Consider the following 18,757-nt stretch of genomic DNA (forward strand, 5'->3'; position numbering starts at 1 on the left):
GCCCAATCGTTCAGGACAACGGCTATTTTTGCGCAATGTGCTTCATCACTTGCTTCGCTTTTTCAATATCCGGCGCATTTTGCGGAATGAACGCGTACAAGTCTTGGCCGCTCAGGCCCAGATCGGCGAACCATGTCGTCTTCTCGACCGGGATGCCGAATAAGTGCTTTTCGAGCTTGCCGTCCGGATTCCCGTCCACCGGCAGTTCCAGCACTCCGTCCGGGAAGTCTTCCGCCTTCGCCAATTCGTCGAGCGGCACGTATCCACCCTGCTTACCCAAGCCCCGGAATTGATCGCCGGGAAGGATGAGAATACCGTTACCGGCCGCCGCAACCTCAATGATCATCTTCTCGAGCGAAAACATCGGGGAGACCGCGACAGCCACCGTTGGGGCTTCTCCCACTTTAGACACAAGGGCCGCTTCAAGCTTCTCCGCCGCACCGCCCGGCATGCTTGTCGATGACATGATAAAAATCGGCACGTCCGCTTTCGTTCCTCCGCCGCCGCATCCGGCCAGAAGCATAAGGACCAACGCGATGACCAGCCAGCTTCCTTTCCTCAAATCCTTTTCCTCCCATTTGCCGCGTTGCGTCAAAACATTCATCTGCCAGGTCTCTATCGACCTATCTTACCATACCCGAAAGGCTTGTATCAAAATATAAGGAATAACGAAAAGAAGCCGTTCAGGAACGGCTTCCACGATGACGATTCATATATTCATTAATTTTAATGTCCAGTTCCATGCTAATCTCGACGACTCGAGGGGAAGTTAACGTATTCCCGCTTTGGACTAACGATTCCAGCTCTTGTCGCAGACGGTAAATTTCATCTTCTAAAGACGTTGCGGATGAGTTTGTTTTCCGTTTACCAAAAATCCACTTGGCATTGCGATCGTTCTCTTGAATCCATACGACGTTCAAATACTGCCGAAGCCGATATTCCGGAAATGCCATCGTTCATCCCTCCCGTTCCCGATCTTTAGACCTATGGATAACAGCTTCATAAAGGATTTATCTATGAAACTTCCATACATCTAACATACCAGTTTTGGAGAAACTTGAAAATGACTATTTTTGTCGAACCTACAACTTTTTCATGAAATTTCCTATTCGATCGATCGCTTCCGTCAATTGACTGACCGAATAGGCGTAGGAACAGCGTAAAAAACCTTCGCCGCCCAGTCCGAACGCAGATCCGGGCACCGCCGCGACCTTCCCCTCGAATAAAAGGCGCTGCGCAAATTCCTCCGAGGTAAGGCCGGTCGCTTGAATCGAAGGAAACGCATAAAACGCTCCTTGCGGCTCATGGCACGGCAAACCGATCTGGCTGAAACCATGCACAACTAACCGCCTGCGCTGATTGTACGACTCCACCATCCGGTCCTTCTCCTCCAGCCCGTGCCGAAGCGCTTCGATGGCCGCCACTTGGCCCATTGACGGCGCGCACATGACGGTGTATTGATGGATTTTCAGCATGGCCGCAATCAAATCGCGGTGTCCGCAAGCATACCCCATCCGCCATCCGGTCATGGCGAAAGCCTTGGAGAACCCGCTAACCAGAATCGTCCGGTCGCGCATGCCGGGTATGGAGGCGAAGCTGACGTGCTTTTTCTCATACGTCAGCTCGGCGTATATTTCGTCCGAGATGACGATAAGATCGTGCTCCTCGACGATTTTGGCGATAGGCAGCCAATCCTCATAGGTCATGATGCCTCCCGTCGGATTGCTGGGGTAGCACAAAATCAGCACTTTAGAGCGAGGCGTGATGGCCGCTTTCAATGCTTCAGGCGTCAGCTTGAACTGATCTTTGGCGAACGTCTCGATCCCTACGGGAATGCCGCCGCCGATTTTCGTAATCGGGCTATACGAAATATAACAAGGCTCCGGGATCAGAATCTCGTCGCCCGGCGTAACCAACACGCGAAGCGCCAGGTCGATCGCTTCGCTGCCGCCGACCGTAACGAGCACCTCGTCCGTCGGTTCGTAAGGGACCTGGAACGAATCGTACAAGTATTCGGCGATAGCTTCGCGCAGCTCCGGCAAGCCGGAATTCGGCGTATATTTGGTGTTTCCCCTCTCCAGCGCATAGACGCATGCTTCTCTGACGTGCCAAGGCGTGCTAAAGTCCGGTTCGCCGACGCCAAGGGAGATGATATCTTTACTGCCGACAGTCAGATCGAAAAACTTGCGGATCCCCGAAGGCGGAATTTCGCGTACAAGCGGAGCAATATAGCTCGACATCGATTTCTTGGTTTGACTTTGACTTTGTTGTTCTATCATCGTTCACGACGTCCTTTACGGTGAGATTAGCAGACGGCTGTCGTCCTGATGATCCTCGAACGAAATCCCGTCCTGTTTATACTTTTTCAAAATAAAATGCGTCTTCGTCGACAGCACGCGATCGATCGGGGACAACTTGTTCGATACGAACGACGCGACTTCCTTGAGCGTCTTGCCTTCAATTTCAACAAGCAAATCGTACGCTCCCGACATCAAGTAAACCGACTTCACTTCCGGATATAAGTTAATACGCTCCGCTATGGCATCGAAACCGCGGCCGCGTTCAGGTGTAATCTGCACTTCGATTAAAGCGGTGACTTTCTCGCTATCCACTTTGGCCCAATTCACGACCGTCGCGTATTTTACGATAACGTTCGCTTCCTCGAGCTCGCGGATCGCCTCCGCCACTTCCGCCTCCGGTGCCGCAAGCATAGTCGCGATCAGGGCTGGTGTGCGGCGAGCGTCTTCCTTCAGCAGCTCAATGATTTTCATTTTGAATTGTTCCATGGACTCATCCTCCTGTTTAAACAAGAAACTATTTCTTCATATTACACCTATCGCACCCGCTTGGCAAAGCAAAAATAGGTGATTCCTCTTCGAGGTTCCGGGCGCAAAAAAAAGGCGTTCAGCTTCACTCCGCTGGACACCTGATATGGGCACTGGTAGGATTGGCGGGCTTGGCCGCTATGAATGAACGGACGACTTCGACGATGCAACGGGCAGCAGCTTACGCATATACATTTCAATCTCCCGGTTACGGTACTCCGGCAATATGGAAAATTCCATCTGCGAAGCGGCGTTATTGTCCGACAGCCGGCCGAGGCCAACTAATCGTTCTTGATCATAAGCGGCGATAATACGCCCGCTTTGACATATCGTTTCATATTCGAAGACCGGAAAGCCGTCGGCTTCTCCCGCCATAGAGTCGATCCATTGACGAAATTGCGCTTCACCCGGAAGCTCGTTATGCAGCGCGATTTTCATTTCGCGATTCTCCTCCCCTGATTCAGGACCGTAACATCCACCTGCTTTATATTGATTATTATACACATTATTGAATAAATATGCAAACTATCTGAATGAAAAATACCCGGCTTCTTAGCCGAGTATCTTTGTATTCGTTTAAAAAATATCCATGCTTAAATAGCGTTCGCCCGTATCGGGAGCTATGCATAACACCCGTTTGCCGGCTCCAAGCCTGCGCGCCACCTGCAACCCGGTCCACACCGACGCCCCTGCCGACGGCCCGACAAGAATGCCCTCGCGCCTGGCGAGCTCGCGCATCGTATGCAGCGCGTCCTCGTCGGATACTTGCACAATCTCGTCGTATACGCTCGTATTCAAGATCGCCGGAACAAAGCCCGGGCTCGTCCCGACCAGCTTGTGCGGCCCCGGCTTGCCTCCGGACAGCACCGGCGAGCCCTTAGGCTCGACGACATAAACCTGGATGTCCGGCAGCTCCTTGCGAAGCGCTTCACCCGTACCGGTAATCGTGCCTCCCGTTCCGGAAGTGGCGACGAACGCATCGAGACGCCCTTCCATCTGCTCGAGAATTTCGAGCGCCGTCGTCACCCGGTGGATGTCCGGGTTCGCGGGGTTTTCAAACTGCTGCGGAATGAAGCTGTCGGGGATTTGCCCGCGAAGCTCCTCGGCCTTCCGGATAGCCCCTGGCATGCGCTCCTCGGCTGGCGTGAGCACAACTTCGGCCCCATAGGCTTTCAGAATATTAATCCGCTCCTTCGACATATTATCCGGCATGATCAATATCGCCCGGTACCCTTTGGCCGCCGCATTCATCGCCAGTCCGATCCCCGTGTTCCCGCTCGTCGGCTCGATAATCGTAGCCCCCGGCTTCAGACGCCCGTCCTTCTCAGCTTGTATAATCAAATTATAAGCGGCCCGGTCCTTCACGCTGCCGCTGGGATTGAAATATTCAAGCTTTACATACAATTCGGCATCGTCTTCGCCTGCCAGCCGCCGAATCCGAACTGCGGGAGTGTCCCCGATCAGCTCGGTGATGCTGTTTACCATTCTTGTTCGCTTCGTCATACCGCGCCGCTCCTTTACTTCCGCTTGCGCCGGGTGCGAACACCCGGGCCTATGGCCTTAATTGTAAAGACCCGGACCGCCCGAGGTCAAGTCGGCCGTTTGTCTGGCCCGCCATCACGCGGCATGCGCCTTGCGCATGAAGTAATAGGCGGCCAGCGGCGAGCTGCCGATGCCGAGCAGCAGCCAGTTCATCACCGCAGGAGAGCTCGCGAAGGAAATGACGGCGATGAACACGGCTGTGCCGAGCAGCCTTCCCGCATTCAGCGCCAGCTCGCGCATAACGATGTACTCCTCGCGAAGCTTCGCGCTCTCCTCTTCTTTGCCGATTAAATCGAAGACGATAGTCGTCATAGGGATGCTGTACAGCGGATAGAAAATCGCGGCCCCTATTCCAAAAATCAGCAGCGTCGTGAAGCTTACCTTCCAGAAGAAAGGCAAAATGATCAGAACCAGCATCACAACGCCGATCAGCATGGCCATTCGCCGAAATCTTGGCTTCAACAGACGCCCTGCCAGCATGAAGAACACCAGCGAGACGGCCGAGGAAATGAGCGCGAAATTGCCGAGCTTCATCTCGTTGCCCGTATGCACATACACGAGCAGCGCAATCATGAAGCCGAACACGCCCTCGCGGCAGCCTTGAGCGACAAGCGCGGCGCTGACCGTGCGCCATGCGGTATCCTTTTGCCTTAAACATCGCCATGTCAGCATCCATTCATAAGTGCCGGTCGTCTTCCGCTTTTTCAGAAAAAAGCTGACGATCACGCCGACGACAAAGACGACCAGCGACAGCGTAAAAATAAACCGGTATCCGCTGACGGCGCCCATTCGTACGATCAACATACCGGAAAGCCACGGGGCAATCATCCCGACGCCCGACCCGATGAGGCCGACCCAGCCGTTGAACCGGTCACGACTGTCGGGATCCGTCACTTCGAAATAAACGACATTGAACGCAAGCCAAAAAAAGCCCGCGGCGAGCCCCTGCGTTACGCCGAGCAGCACGAAATATTCAGCTGCGCTTTCGCCGAACCACAGCACAATCAAGTAGAACAGCGCGGAAACCGCCACGCCGGCACGCAGACAATTCATCTTGTTATGTTCCTTCACCCATTTACCCGAGACCCAGAACGTCAGCGCCATCGTCAAATGATGAATCAGCGTAAACCAACCGATCAGCGTGAAATCTTGCTTCGCCTTCCACAAGTACACGTTAACGAACGTCCCGGATAAAGCGTTGCCTGCCGCAAAAAAACCGCTTACCGCAAGCAGCAGTCTGGACTGTGCGGAGAGCGGCTCGCCTTTCTTCAGGACGGATTTGCGGCCGCCCCGCTTTCCTTCCTCTTCATGTTCCCCCCGCACCTCACGCCATTCGTGCCGGTCTTTCCCGTCTTGCAGCAAGCCCGTCCTGCCATGGTGCGAATCATGTTTCGATCCGGTGTACATGCCCTCACCCTCTCTTTGGAGTGTGTAAGCTTTAGCTTCCCCAATCGGCCGGAAAGCATGACCTGAAGCAAAAAAAAGAAATCCTCCGCCGGCGGCCCAGCTTCGGATTCCCTTTTTTTGTACATCGTTGCTATCGAATTTACGCCTTCCCGTGCTGCTTGAGCAGCTCGATCATCGCCACGCGATCCTTCTCCGCCAATACATGCTCAACCTTGAAGCATGACGGGCAAACGTATACCTGGCTCGCATGCGAAGCGGAAAGCAGCGGTTTCTTGATCGCCTGATGAACGAACGGTACGAACGAATCCGGCGACGTCCGGGTGCCCGCGAGCAGCATAAAGCTTTGACAGGACGTGCACTCGGGCGCTTCCTCTTGATGGTCCAGCAGCCGCTGCACGCCTTCCTCATATTCGTCGTCCATGGCTTCCAGCTCGGCCTCGTCCATATCGTCGTATTCTTCGTCTTCATCCTCGTCAAACTGGATCGATTGTCCTGTCTGCTTGACCGTTAATTGAATGCTGCGGTAATCGCCCAAGTCATTATAGCAATGCGGACACGAAGTCTCCGGTCCGATCTCGGGATCCCATACAATTTCGGTTTGGCACCAAGGGCAAAACAAATCTTCCGCTTGCGACAATCGTCATACCTCCTCGGGTGACCGGCCTCGGGTCCATGCTCCATATCGCCGGGCCACTCTCTTCATGCATATTTAATAAAATAGTAAACGCCCGCGCCCAAAAACACAAGCGCAAGCGCAAACAAGGTCCCCCATAAATACTTCAATCTCCGCACCTCTCCCTCGGGGCTTGTTCATCTTCTATTGGTGTCTGCAAGCCGGTGCCCTTAGGTCACGCTCGCGCCGATCACATACGAGAGCGAGATGGAAAGAATCATCGAGAGAAAGCCGACCGCGCGATTATCCTTTTGGATTTGTTCGTCGATTTTGAAGTAGGGCGTCAAAAACTCAAAAATAAAATAGGCTGCAAGCAGCAATACAAAACCGTATCCCGCCCAAATCAGCGAATGCAGTACGGAATCGTTGTTAAGAATCGCAAACCGGAACAAGTTGCATATGCCGAAAATTTTACCGCCCGTCGCCATCGCAACCGCCACATTGCCGTTCTTGATTTCTTCCCAATCCTTGTATTTCGTAACCAACTCGAAAACCGCCAAGAAGACGACGAGCGCCAATACGGCGACCGAAAAAAACGCCAAGGTTTCCACATACGGATTTCCCATCAAACGATCCACCTCTTCATTCATCATGATCGATTGCCCCTGCCTCTCCATGCATATGGTTGCTCACATCCGAGAACAGCCGACGAGACTGAAGGCGATTAACCTTCAGTCTCGTCCATATCGTCTTATTCCGATTGTTTCTTGGCAGCCAGTTTGGCACGCAAAGCGGCTAGCTCGTCTTCGACGCCGTCGTTCTTGCCAAGCGCATCGAGCTCGTCGTCCAAGCTTTTGTTTTTGCCGCGCAGTTCATTGCTCGCTTCGGCTTCCGCTTCAAGCTGAAGCACCTTCTCGCTCATACGGTCGAAGCCTTTGGCCGCATTATCGGTACCGAAGCCGGACATCGCCTGGTTGATTTGCTTCTGCGCTTTAGCCGCTTCCGCCCGGGCCACCAGCACTTCCTTCTTGCTCTTCAACTTGCCGAATTCGTCTTTCATTTCGGCCAGCTGGCCGCGAAGGCGATCTGCATTCGCTTTGGCCGTATCGAACTGCGCTTTCATTTCGTCGTAACGCGCCTGATGCTCCTTCTTGTCCTGAAGCGCGCGGCGGGCCAAATCTTCGTTGCCGGATTCAAGCGCCTTGAGCGCCTGCTCTTCGCGCTTTTGCACCATTTCCAGCGCTTCCTCATACTGCTGCTTGAACTTTTTCTCAATCGCGATCTGCTTCGCGACTGCGGTTTCCGCTTCGAGGATGTCCTCTTCCATATCGCGGAGGAACTGGTTCAGCATTTTCACCGGATCTTCGGCCTTGTCAAGCAAGTCGTTAATCGAAGCCATCGTCAAATCGCGCAATCGTTTAAAAATCCCCATCTTTACCTAACATCCTCTCAAATTATTATTTATGTGGAAAACAAGCCTGCAGACCCTTCAACCTGAACATCGATGTTTACACTTCTTTATTACGAAAGCAAGAGGCTTTTCGTTTCAGAGGATCGCAGAAAAAATTCGATATGCGCGTTCGACTCGGGACTATTTCAGTTCGGCAACGGTTACTCCGGCCCCGCCCTCATTGTAATTGCCCATGCGGTAGCTTTTCACATGCTTGTGCTTGCGTAAATATTCTTGCACCCCGGAACGCAGAACGCCGGTTCCTTTGCCGTGAATGATATAGACCTGGCCGAAATTCGCCAAATACGATTCGTCGAGAAATCTGTCGATTTCCACAATCGCCTCCTCGACATTCGCGCCCCGCAGATCAAGCTCCATCTTCGCGTTGTCGTCACGCGTCCGCTTCAGGCTTGACGTCGCCTTCGGCTGCTGGGGCTTCGGCTGCGCGGAAGCCGCTTTAATCAGCTCAACGTCAGCTTTATTCACCTTCAGCTTGAGAATGCCGAGCTGTACCGAAACCTCATGCTCGCCCACGATCTCGACGACATGACCCTTCTGCCCGACCGTGGTCACGAGCACCTCGTCGCCCGGCTCCAGGCGATCCGGCTTCTTCTTCGCCGATTTGACCGCGTGTTTGGCCTTCAACTCCGGCACGGCGTCGTTCATTTTACGCTTCAGCTCGCTGATCTTGTGATCCTTAACGCCCCCGGCCTCCTCGCGCTGCAGGCGGCGCAGCTCGGCAATGACTTCCTCGGCTTCGCGCCGGGCTTTAGCTACCGCCTCCCGCGCTTCGCGTTCGGCGCGCTCGAGCATCTTGTCGCGCTGTTCTTCAAACTTCTGCCGTTCGCGCTTCAGCTCCTCGCGGAGCGTCTCGACTTCGTTGCGCAGCTGTGCCGCCGTCGTCCGCTCGGCTTCAGCCTGCAGCGTGTTCTCCTCGAGCGTGGCAATCATCGATTCAACCCGCTGCTCTTCCTCGCCCACTTGACCGCGAGCGCTCTCGATGATGGCGCGCGGCAGGCCAAGCCGCTCGGCAATCGCGAACGCGTTGCTTCGTCCGGGCACGCCGATCAGCAGCCGGTAAGTCGGCCGCAGCGTCTGCACGTCGAACTCCATGCTGGCGTTAATGACGCCTGGACGGTCGTACGCGTACGCCTTCAACTCGCTGTAATGCGTCGTGGCGATAATCCGGCAGCCCATCCGGTGCATGAAATCAAGAATCGAGATGGCGAGGGCAGAGCCTTCCGCAGGATCCGTGCCGGCGCCGAGCTCGTCGAGGAGCACCAGGCTTTTTGGCGTCATTTCTTTCAGAATCCGGATAATATTCGTCATGTGGCTGGAGAACGTACTGAGGTTTTGCTCGATGCTTTGCTCGTCGCCAATATCGGCGTAAATGGCGTCGAAGACGCACAATTGACTGCCCTCTTCGGCCGGAACGAACAGTCCCGACATCGCCATCAGCGACAGCAGACCGACCGTTTTCAACGAGACGGTCTTACCGCCTGTATTCGGGCCGGTAACGATGATGGAAGAATATTTATTGCCGATTTCCACGTCGATCGGTACGACTTGCTCGCTCGCGATGAGCGGATGCCGGCCGCGCTTCAGCTTGATGAAGCCGCGGTCGTTCAAAATCGGCAGCGTCGCTTTCATCTCCCGGGCGAGTCCCGCTTTGGCGAAAATAAAATCGAGCTCGGCCAGCGCCTCGACATTGACGAGCAGCGTATCCGCGGCTTCGGCGACGAGCACCGTCAGCATGCGCAATATTTTTTCGACTTCGATTTCTTCCTTGAGCTTCAGCTCGCGGACGCGGTTATTCATCTGTACGACGGCTTCCGGCTCAATAAACAACGTGGCGCCCGACGCCGACTGATCATGGATCATTCCGCCAAAATGACTGCGGTATTCCTGCTTCACCGGGATGACATACCGGTCATTGCGGATCGTGACCAGGTTGTCCTGCAGCATTTTTTGAATCGAGGGGGTACGCACCATCTGCTCCAGACGCTCACGCGCCTTCGATTCGCTGCCCCGCAGCTCATGACGGATCCGCGCCAGCTCCGGACTTGCGCTATCGACCACGTTCGCATTCTCGTCGATACATTGGCGGATGCGGTCTTCCATCGGCTTATGATCGGTTAGCTGTCCAATAAGCTCCATTAATGACGGGATCGCGTAATCGTCGTTTACGTCGCTTAAGAAGCGTCCCAGCCGCCTGCCGCCCTGACTCGTCATCGCGACGTCGAGCAGCTCCGACGGATTCAGAACGCCGCCGATGCGCGCGCGATGCAAGGCGTTCCGAATATTCCGAATACCGCCGAACGGCGCCGCGCCCTTGAGACGGTCGGCATTGACCGCTTCGTCGGTCGCTTGAAGCCTTTTTTTCACCTCGGGAAACAGTCCGCTAGGCACCGTCTCCAGCACCCGTTCTTGTCCGAGCGAGGTTGAAGCATGGTTGGCGCACCGTTCCAAGACGGAGTGATAGTCCAGCGTATTCAATATTTTTTCATTATACGATTTCGTAGGTTTCATCAGTTTCCCCATGGGTCCCTGCCTTTCTGGCTTAACCATTTACACCTGCTATTATATCCAACTTGCGGAACCAAAGCGAATGATTTTCCCTTCACCTTCCATTCATACCGGCCGGGGTTCAAGGCAACCCTAAATGTTGCACCGGATGAGCATGCTGCACAATAAGTTCCGCTAAGGAGGAATGAGTCTGATGTATCTGTTAGGTCATCTAGTCCGATTTATTGTCTCCGCTCTTATGCTGCTCGTAGTAAGCTGGATCGTTCCCGGCTTCACTGTCGGAGGATTCTGGAGCGCGTTCTTCCTGGCCCTGGTCATCGCTGTCGCCGCCTGGGTTATCGAAGGCGTGTTCGGCAAGCGAATTACGCCGTTCGGCCGGGGTATCGTCGGTTTTCTCGTGAGCGCACTCGTCATTTGGCTCGCCCAGTTTATTGTCGGCGGCGTTTCGACAAGCATTGTCGGCGCGATTCTGGCCGCCCTTGTGGTCGGGATTATCGATTTGTTCATTCCGGTCAAAACGCCGTTCGAACATGGCATTTCAGGACGGGAAGACGCCAAGTAACAACCACGGTTCATCCCAGCCGCGAACGAACCGTTTCCCGCGGTGCGGCTGGGTTTTTCACTTGCCCGGGCTACTTCACGATCTGTTCATATTGTTGTCACCCGCCCGACACAGCCAAAAGTCCCTCTTCGAGTTACACTTACTTTACGGGATGCAGCAATGCCCGGACATGTAAATGAGACGGAGGGATTACAAATGAGAATCAAGATGAATATGAATAAATGGATCGTAACGTTAGCGGCATTCGCCCTTATGCTTTCCTTAGCGGCATGCGGGGCGAAGGAAGCCCCTAAAGCGGCAGAGCAGCCGCCAGCTTCGACAGGAGCTTCCAGCTCAAGCTCCTCGGCTCAGCAAGTGAAGCTGGTCGCCACCAATTTCCAATTCGATCAGAAGGAATACAAGGTGAAACAAGGCCAAGACGTCACCTTTACGCTGGAAAACAAAGAAGGCATGCACGGCATCTCGATCAACGGTTTGAATGTGAAGCTGGATAACGGGTCGAAGACGGCTACCGTGAAGGCCGACAAAGCCGGCACCTATGATATTATTTGCACCGTTCCTTGCGGGCAGGGCCACATCTCCATGAAATCGAAATTGATCGTCGAATAAATCGAATATACCGCAGAAGCGTCCTTTCTCGAAAGGGACGCTTTTTTTATGAAGTAACTTTTCCTTATGCGATTTATCAGGAAATATAATTTCCCCTCTGTACCAGCGGCTGTTATAATAATAAAAAATCGGCAAAGGAGCGGACAGGATGGTAAATTTGGCAAGCTTGAAGGGAAAAACGGCGATTGTTACAGGAGCAGGAACAGGACTTGGACGGGCTACGGCGATAACGTTGGCGGCCGCGGGCGTTACCGTCGTATTGTGCGGCCGGCGACTCGGTAAAATCGAAGCGGTCGCCGCCGAAATTGCAGCCAGCGGCGGCTCGGCCTTGGCCGTACAGGCCGACGTCAGCCAAGAAGCCGATGTAAATAGGCTTGTTCGCACAGCCGTGGAACGATTCGGTACGATTCATATTCTGATTAATAACGCCGCCGTTTACGAAACCGGACAAGTGATTGATACGGAGCTCTCGGCTTGGAACGAACAGATCAGCGTCAACCTCACCGGAGCCTTCCTGATGACGCGCGCCGTGCTGCCGACGATGCGCAAGCAAAAAGGCGGGCACATCATCAACATCACCTCTTCGCTCGCTACCAACGGAGCGGGCGGCTTCGCCGCATACAGCGCCAGCAAAGCCGGGCTCGAGTCGCTGACCCGGACAACGGCCGAGGAAGAAAGCAGCTACCGGATTCTGGCGAACCTGTTCAATCCAGGCACGATCAAGTCCGAAATGCACGCCACCGGTAAAGACCCGCACCTCGTCGCCCCGGATATCGCTGCTCTGGCTGCGCTAAGCAACCCCGGCTTCACCGGGAGGCTGGTCGAAGCGGGAACGGTGTTGGAATAAGGCGCATAGCGCGAAAGCGGGGAGCCGAAGGCGGAACGCGAAGGCGAGAAGGCTGGCTCGGTGGCCGCAGCGGCGGGACGCGATGACAGGGACGCGATCGCGGAACCAGATGCGTTATCCACGTTTTTGTTTTGGCGTTTGGTATAATAGCGGAACTTGGGGCGGCTGCGGTCGCATTTTCACCTCTCTGCAGCGTTTGTAGCGAAATTCCCCCGTATAAGAGACCACAGTTCCGCTTTTGCCCGAATGGGTGCTGAAAGTTGAGAATCAAGGTACCCGTGTTCCGCTATTTTTGGAAAGTATGCCAAAAAGGACTCCTTGCGGAGTCCCTGACGGTGAACACAATTTGGTCACTGCTCTGAACCTTATGAATCTCGGGTCTACCCTCATTGAACACTATGCAGTACGGATACTACAATAACGTCTCTGCGGCACATCCCCTCGCTTCTAGTCGGATTCAACAACAACTTCCCCGGCATTGCTCGTTAGAACCTCCAACGGAACCACACCTCTCTCGCTTTCACCGTCGAAGTCTAATATGAACCGTTCATCTCGAAAATATACGCCGCTCGTCAAACCTATTTTGCATGATGGCCTGTGGTGAACGTCGGACATCTCATAGATGCAGATCGCAGCGGCATGGCAAGCGCTGTACAAGTTACGCTTTCACCCGCTCCGAGCGGTTCTCCCACATTTCCTGCAGCTTGTCGGTCACGACGGGCGTATGCTCCAACATATACGGGGCTGTCATCGACGTTTGGAGCAAGCGCTGCGCCGTATCGTTAGGAAAGACCGTCATGACGTGTACGGCGATCAACGCGATCAGCCCCGCTTCCACGAACCCGAGCGCGGCGCCGCTCCACTTGTTTACCGTCTTGATGCCCGGTGCGGCGGCCAGCCAGTTCAGCAGCCTTCCGGCTACGCTGAAGCCGAGCTTGACGCCAAACAGCAGAATGCCGAAAGCCAGCGCGTTGTAGACATACGTATCGAGATGCAGGCCTTCCGCCAAAAACGCGTACTTGCGGTACGTCTCATGCTCCGACAAGTTCAACAGGCTGCGAATCCACGGGGCCGTGTCGTCATAAAAAGCAAACGCCGCGACATAGGCCAGAAACAAACCGACAAACGAAACGAGTTGCCCGACGAAACCGCGGGCGTAACCGAGCACGGTTCCGGCGGCAACGACCGCCAGAACCGCGTAATCCAAGCCATTCATCGGCTGCATGCTAATCTTTCTCCACAAGTTCGATCCACTCGTTATATTCGACCTGCAGCTTCTCGTATTCCGATTTCAGCGATTCCAGCTCGCGGAACACCCGCTCGGCCTTCTCCTGCTGCGCGTCATACTCGGCTTGCAGCGCTTGGTGCTGCCCGATTTGGAGCTTCAGCTCCTCTTGCAGCTCATTGTACAGCTCCACCTGCAAGCTAAGTTCACGCTGCTGTGAGACGAACTCTTTCTGCAATTGACCGGCCTGCGAAACCGCAGCTTCCAGTTCGTTAATCCGCGAGGCTTGCGAGGCAAGACGGGCAGTCAGGACGTTGTGCTCTTCGAGCGACGTTTTTTGCTTCGCTTCCCAGGCCGCGCATTGTTCCTGCAGGGCGCGACTGAATTCTTGGGCGCCCAACACTTCCTTCTGCGCGTCGATCAAGCGGCGTTCCCGTTCTTCAAGCTGACGCTCGAGCTCGGCAAGCCGCGTTCGAAGCTGTTCATTCTCTTGGGTGCTCGAGGACTCCTGCTCCGCGAGCCGTTGAACCATCTCTTGATACTTCTTCTGGAGCTCGTCATACAGCTCCTGCACCAGCCCAAGCTCCTCCTGCTTGCCCTGCAGCAAGGTACGCAGCTCGTCCGCTTGTGACGCCTGGATTTCGCTCCGCCGCTGCCACTGGCTGCTGCTCTCCTGCAGCTGCAGGTTATACGCCTGCTGCTGCCCGAGCTGCCGCTCCAGCTCCTGGCCGCGCTGCTCCCGCTCCGCGAGCTCCTGCTGCAGCTCCGCTGCCCGGGCCGCCCGCGCCTCCAGCTCCACTCGCGCACGAGCCTCCGCCTCGGCCAGCTCGCTCACACGGCGCTGCTCCAGCGCCTCCAGTTCGCGGGCATGCTCCGCGCGCAGCGCTGCCTCCGCTTCCGCCAGCTCCCGTATGCGCGCAGCTTCCGCCTCAAGCGCCTGACGCAGCTCCGCTTCTCGCGTTACGCTGTCTTCGCGCTGACCGGCCAGCTCGGCTTCGAGCACGCCGTACAGCTCAAGCTGCAGCTCGAGCTCCTCCGCCTGCTCCCGCTGAGCCGAACGCAGCGCCTCCAGCTCCGCCTGCAGCCCATCCGCACGCTGCTGCTGCTCGCGGCATTGCTCGAGCTGCTCGCCAAGCTGCACCTGCAGCCGGCGGTGCTGCTCTTGCTGCTCGCGCAGCTCCTCTGCCCTGCGCTGCTCGGCCGCTTCGAGCGCGCGAGCGGTCTCCGCTTCGCACTCCGCCAGCCGCGCGTCAGCCGCCGCTGCCTGCTCGGCCGCTTCCCGTCCAAGCTCCGCAATGCGGCGCTCCAGCTCCGCTTCGCGCTCCGCCAGACGCGCGTCGGCCGCTGCCGCCTGCTCGGCCGCTTCCTGCTTCAGCTCGGCTTGGCGCGCTGCCTCCACTTCGAGCGCAAGCCGCGCGCGCTCTTCCGAGGCGGCCAGCTGCGCTTTCAGCTCCGCTTCACGCGAGCTGCTTTGCTCCAGCAGCTCGTCATAGAGCGCCACCTGCAGCTCCACTTCCTGCTGCCTGCCGCCGAGCTGCTCCTGCAGCTGATCCAGCTGCTCGCTCAGCTCGGCGTACTGCCGCTCGCCCGTCGCGACGCGCTCAGCAAGAAGCTCCCGCTCAGCGGACAAGCCGCTCAAGCGAAGCTCCAACGCAGCACGCGACTCTTCGCCTTCGCGCAGCCGCAACGCGAGCTGCTCCGCTTCGCGTGACTGCTCGGCCGTAAGCTCCTCCAGCTCGCGCAGCCGCGCCGCCAGCGTCTCGCGCTCTCCTTGCGCTTCACCCAAACGGCGCTCCAGCTCGGCGCGCTGCCGCTCGCAGTCAGCGATCTGCTGCGCAGCTTGCTCCGCTTTGCGCAATTGCTCCGCATGCTCCAGCTCCAGCGCCGCCAAGCTTTCCGCCAGACGGCTGCGCTGCGATTGCTCTTCGCCGAGACGCAGCCGCAGTTCCTCGCGCAGGCGCTCGCTTTCCTGCAGCAGCTGCCCCAGACGCTCCGTCTCGCGAGCCTGCTCCGCGCTGCGTCCTTCGAACTCGCGCGCACGCTCCAGCGCTTCGGCCATCTGCACTTCGAGCTGGGTCAGCCGTTCCTCCCGGATGCGCAGCAGCTCGGTTTTCTCGGTCAGCTCCGTTTCAGCGACTTCGTACAAAGCGCCCAGCTCCTCGACCTGCCCCTGCAGCTCGACTTGCTTCCCTTCGAACGCCGCTTTAACGGCAAGCAGCTCATCGCGTTCCGCCGACAACGACCGCAGCCGCTCGCGATCGGCGTCAACCGACTGTTGAAGCTCCCCATACTTATCCGTTAAAGCCGCCAGCTCGCCCTGCACCCTCGCAAGCTCCCGCTGCTGTTCCTGCGCAGCTTCGACCTCCTGCTGCATGCGGGTCCATTCGTCCGCCATATTGACGGCCGCAAGAACGGCGATTTTAGGCAGATCCAGACGCGGACTGCCGGCGGCGATGCGGTGCATTTGGTCGTTCACGACGGCAACGACGCGTTTTATATAGGAAGGGCTGGATTTGGATACTAATTTATATTGGGAGCCATAGATGTCGACGGTCATCCGTACTTTATCTTCACCGTTCACGAAGCCGTTCCCCTTTCACACAAAAAATTCTCCGTATCCTGAATTATTCGATACGGAGAATTGCTTTTCCTGCTAGGAGTTAATACGTTTTGTCGGTCAAAAGCAGCCTTCGTTATTTACGCAATTCCGCGCCGTAGGAAGCTTCCAGCGCCGCCACGACGCGGACGTGCAGCTCGCTGACTTCCTCGTCGGTCAGCGTCCGCTCAGGCGTCCGGTAGACGAGCGATATCGCAACGCTCTTCTTCGACGAGTCGATCCGGTCGCCTGTGTAAATATCGAACACCTGAATCGATTCGAGCCAATCGCCGGCCGTAGCTTGCGCCGTTGCGATCAGATCGCCGACGGCGACAGCGCGGTCCACCACGAGCGCCATATCGCGAGTAATCGCCGGGAACCGGGGCAGTTGGCGGTACGTAAACCGTTCGCCGGCCAGCTTCGCGAGCGTCTCCAGCTCCACTTCGAGCACATACGTGTCGGCGAGATCTTTGGCCTGCTGCAGCGCGGGGTGAAGCTGACCGATCGTACCGATCACCCGGCAAACGCCGTCTTCCTCCACTTCGATCGAAGCGGTACGTCCCGGATGGAAGCCTTCCGGCTTAGCAGCGACGTAACGAATGCCCTCGATGCCCAAGTACGACACAACGCGCTCAAACACACCCTTCAGGTCGAAAAAGTCGACATTGCCCGGCTTTCCGGTCCAATGCAGCTCGCTGCGCTTGCCGGTCATCAGCGCGGACAGCAGCAGCTTCTCTTCCGGAAGCTTGCTCAGCGACGACTCGCTGCTCAAGAAGACGCGTCCGATCTCAAACAGCGCCACGTCGTCGATGTTCCGGTTGCGGTTATACAAGGCCGCATCGATCAAATGCGGCACAAGGCTCGTGCGCAGCACGCTGCGCTCCTCGCTCATCGGCATCGCCAGCGCCACCGGCTGCGCATCCCGATAAGCCCCGGCGAACGATGCGATTTGCTCCGGATGCGTGAACGAATACGTGATCGCCTCATGCAGCCCGCTGCCCGTCATTAAGCGGCGGACTGTCCGGCGTATCGCTTGTTCTTTCGTCAAGGCGCCAGGCGTCGTCTCCGTGTTCATCAGCGTCGTCGGGATGTTGTCGTACCCGTGCAGACGGGCCACTTCTTCAATCAAATCGACGGTGCGGGTAATGTCTCCGCGACGGCTCGGCACATGAACAAGCAGCCCGTCCTGCTCCAGCGGCTCGAACGTGAAGTTCAGCCGTCGGAAGATCGATGTCACTTCGTCCATCGTCAAGCTCGTCCCCAGGTAACTGTTAATGCGGCCGAGCGTGATTTCGATTTGCACCGGACGATGCTCGCGCGCCACAGCTTCGACGATACCGGAGGCCACCTGACCGCCCGCAAGCTCGGCCATGAGCGCTGCGGCCCGGTTTAACGCCGGAATAACCGCTTCCGGGTTCACTTCCTTCTCGAAGCGCAGCGAGGCTTCCGAACGCAGGCCCAGCTGACGCGACGTCTTGCGGATCGTGCCGCCGTCGAACTTCGCGGATTCGAGCAGGATGCGCGTCGTGCCCTCCGACACCTCGGAATTCGCGCCGCCCATCACGCCCGCGAGTCCGACCGGCTTCGTACCGTCCGTAATCAGCAGCATATGCGGCTCGAGCGTCCGCTCCACGTCGTCCAGCGTCACCAGCTTCTCGCCTTCGCGCGCGAAGCGGACGTCGATGTGCCCGTTCGCCAGACGGTCGGCGTCAAACGCATGCAGCGGTTGGCCGTATTCCAGCATCACGTAGTTCGTGACGTCGACAATGTTGCTGATCGGGCGGATGCCCGCCGCCATGAGGCGGTTTTGCAGCCAGAGCGGGGAAGGCCCGATCTTCACGCCTTCAATCAGCCGCGCCGCATAATGCGAGCAGGCGTCCTTGGCCGTAATTTCGACCGAAATACGATCGGATGCTGTAACGGGCGACTCCGTATCCTGCAGACCGGACGCGCTATCCGGGGTCTTGACGTCGCGACCGAGAATCGCTCCGATTTCATAAGCCGCGCCCAGCATGCTTAAAGCATCGGACCGATTCGGCGTCAAGTCGAGGTCCATCACCTCGTCATTAATCGCCAGCACTTCCAGAATGTCCGCGCCGATCGGCGTATCCGCCGGCAGCACGAGAATGCCTTCTTGAATTTCCTTCGGCAGCAGCTTGTCGTTGAGACCGAGCTCTTTCGCCGAGCAGATCATGCCCTGCGACTCGACGCCGCGCAGCTTCGCGCGTTTAATAACGAGACCGTCCGGCAGCTTCGCGCCGACGATGGCGACGGGCACCTTTTGCCCCGCGTCCACATTTTTCGCTCCGCATACGATTTGCAGCTCCTCGGCTTGGCCGACGTCCACCTTACAAACGCTCAGCTTGTCGGCATCCGGGTGCTTTTCGCGGGATTTCACGTAACCGACCACGACGCCGGTCACGCCTTTGTTCCGGTTTTCCACGATATCGACTTCAATGCCGCTGCGCGTCAGCTTCTCGGCGAGCTCGTTCGCCGTATAACCGCTTACGTCGACATATTGAGATAACCATTGGTAAGATACTTTCACCTAGTCC

17 protein-coding genes are annotated in these 18,757 nt (G+C 56.7%); 3 read left to right on the forward strand and 14 right to left on the reverse strand.

Annotated features, from left to right (window positions below; translation table 11 throughout):
* Window positions 1-22: 22 nt before the first annotated feature.
* The 11 genes from FKP33_RS10680 to FKP33_RS10730 all read right to left on the reverse strand — a co-directional run bounded on the left by FKP33_RS10680 (window position 23) and on the right by FKP33_RS10730 (window position 10,366).
* Complete coding sequence (locus FKP33_RS10680) at window positions 23-562, reverse strand: hypothetical protein (RefSeq protein ID WP_230876052.1); 540 nt, start codon at window positions 560-562, stop codon at window positions 23-25.
* A 121-nt stretch (window positions 563-683) separates the two neighbouring features.
* On the reverse strand, window positions 684-953 hold the full coding sequence (locus FKP33_RS10685; protein WP_054798132.1) for an aspartyl-phosphate phosphatase Spo0E family protein: 270 nt from the start codon (window positions 951-953) through the stop codon (window positions 684-686).
* A 129-nt stretch (window positions 954-1,082) separates the two neighbouring features.
* Window positions 1,083-2,279 carry an aminotransferase class I/II-fold pyridoxal phosphate-dependent enzyme gene (locus FKP33_RS10690; RefSeq protein ID WP_127608241.1) on the reverse strand — a complete coding sequence of 399 codons (1,197 nt, stop codon included), beginning with the start codon at window positions 2,277-2,279 and terminating at the stop codon, window positions 1,083-1,085.
* Between the two features lie 15 nt (window positions 2,280-2,294).
* A complete protein-coding gene (locus FKP33_RS10695; RefSeq protein WP_054798133.1) occupies window positions 2,295-2,786 on the reverse strand; it encodes an Lrp/AsnC family transcriptional regulator in 492 nt (163 codons plus the stop codon).
* A gap of 177 nt (window positions 2,787-2,963) precedes the next feature.
* Complete coding sequence (locus tag FKP33_RS10700; RefSeq protein ID WP_054798134.1) at window positions 2,964-3,263, reverse strand: hypothetical protein; 300 nt, start codon at window positions 3,261-3,263, stop codon at window positions 2,964-2,966.
* Window positions 3,264-3,401: 138 nt separating this feature from the next.
* Window positions 3,402-4,328 carry a cysteine synthase A gene (cysK, locus tag FKP33_RS10705; RefSeq protein WP_141334979.1) on the reverse strand — a complete coding sequence of 309 codons (927 nt, stop codon included), beginning with the start codon at window positions 4,326-4,328 and terminating at the stop codon, window positions 3,402-3,404.
* 114 nt (window positions 4,329-4,442) lie between these two features.
* Window positions 4,443-5,774, reverse strand: a complete 1,332-nt coding sequence (locus tag FKP33_RS10710) for an MFS transporter (protein ID WP_141334980.1) — start codon at window positions 5,772-5,774, stop codon at window positions 4,443-4,445.
* A gap of 139 nt (window positions 5,775-5,913) precedes the next feature.
* Entirely contained in the window at window positions 5,914-6,411 is a 498-nt protein-coding gene (locus tag FKP33_RS10715) for a hypothetical protein (RefSeq protein WP_054798136.1), read from the reverse strand.
* 206 nt (window positions 6,412-6,617) lie between these two features.
* A complete protein-coding gene (locus FKP33_RS10720) occupies window positions 6,618-7,037 on the reverse strand; it encodes a DUF350 domain-containing protein (RefSeq protein WP_127608268.1) in 420 nt (139 codons plus the stop codon).
* A 101-nt stretch (window positions 7,038-7,138) separates the two neighbouring features.
* Window positions 7,139-7,819 carry a PspA/IM30 family protein gene (locus FKP33_RS10725; protein ID WP_141334982.1) on the reverse strand — a complete coding sequence of 227 codons (681 nt, stop codon included), beginning with the start codon at window positions 7,817-7,819 and terminating at the stop codon, window positions 7,139-7,141.
* Window positions 7,820-7,978: 159 nt separating this feature from the next.
* Window positions 7,979-10,366 (reverse strand): endonuclease MutS2, encoded by a 2,388-nt coding sequence (locus FKP33_RS10730; protein WP_141334984.1) that lies wholly within the window; start codon window positions 10,364-10,366, stop codon window positions 7,979-7,981.
* 190 nt (window positions 10,367-10,556) lie between these two features.
* Between FKP33_RS10730 and FKP33_RS10735 the strand changes: the two genes are divergently transcribed.
* The 3 genes from FKP33_RS10735 (at window position 10,557) to FKP33_RS10745 (ending at window position 12,381) form a co-directional block, all read left to right on the forward strand.
* Complete coding sequence (locus tag FKP33_RS10735) at window positions 10,557-10,925, forward strand: phage holin family protein (RefSeq protein WP_054798137.1); 369 nt, start codon at window positions 10,557-10,559, stop codon at window positions 10,923-10,925.
* A 195-nt stretch (window positions 10,926-11,120) separates the two neighbouring features.
* Entirely contained in the window at window positions 11,121-11,534 is a 414-nt protein-coding gene (locus tag FKP33_RS10740; protein ID WP_230876053.1) for a cupredoxin domain-containing protein, read from the forward strand.
* Window positions 11,535-11,682: 148 nt separating this feature from the next.
* Complete coding sequence (locus FKP33_RS10745) at window positions 11,683-12,381, forward strand: SDR family NAD(P)-dependent oxidoreductase (RefSeq protein WP_054798138.1); 699 nt, start codon at window positions 11,683-11,685, stop codon at window positions 12,379-12,381.
* A 658-nt stretch (window positions 12,382-13,039) separates the two neighbouring features.
* Here the strand turns inward: FKP33_RS10745 and FKP33_RS10750 are convergent.
* The 3 genes from FKP33_RS10750 to pheT all read right to left on the reverse strand — a co-directional run bounded on the left by FKP33_RS10750 (window position 13,040) and on the right by pheT (window position 18,750).
* Window positions 13,040-13,606: a CvpA family protein gene (locus tag FKP33_RS10750; protein WP_054798139.1), complete on the reverse strand. Its 567-nt coding sequence runs from the start codon at window positions 13,604-13,606 to the stop codon at window positions 13,040-13,042.
* A 1-nt stretch (window position 13,607) separates the two neighbouring features.
* On the reverse strand, window positions 13,608-16,187 hold the full coding sequence (gene zapA, locus FKP33_RS10755; RefSeq protein WP_127608247.1) for a cell division protein ZapA: 2,580 nt from the start codon (window positions 16,185-16,187) through the stop codon (window positions 13,608-13,610).
* Window positions 16,188-16,299: 112 nt separating this feature from the next.
* Complete coding sequence (gene pheT, locus FKP33_RS10760) at window positions 16,300-18,750, reverse strand: phenylalanine--tRNA ligase subunit beta (RefSeq protein WP_127608248.1); 2,451 nt, start codon at window positions 18,748-18,750, stop codon at window positions 16,300-16,302.
* Window positions 18,751-18,757: the final 7 nt, after the last annotated feature.

Origin of the sequence: Paenibacillus sp. tmac-D7, assembly GCF_006519665.1 — a bacterium.
In the GTDB taxonomy this organism is placed as follows: Bacteria; Bacillota; Bacilli; order Paenibacillales; family NBRC-103111; genus Paenibacillus_G; species Paenibacillus_G validus.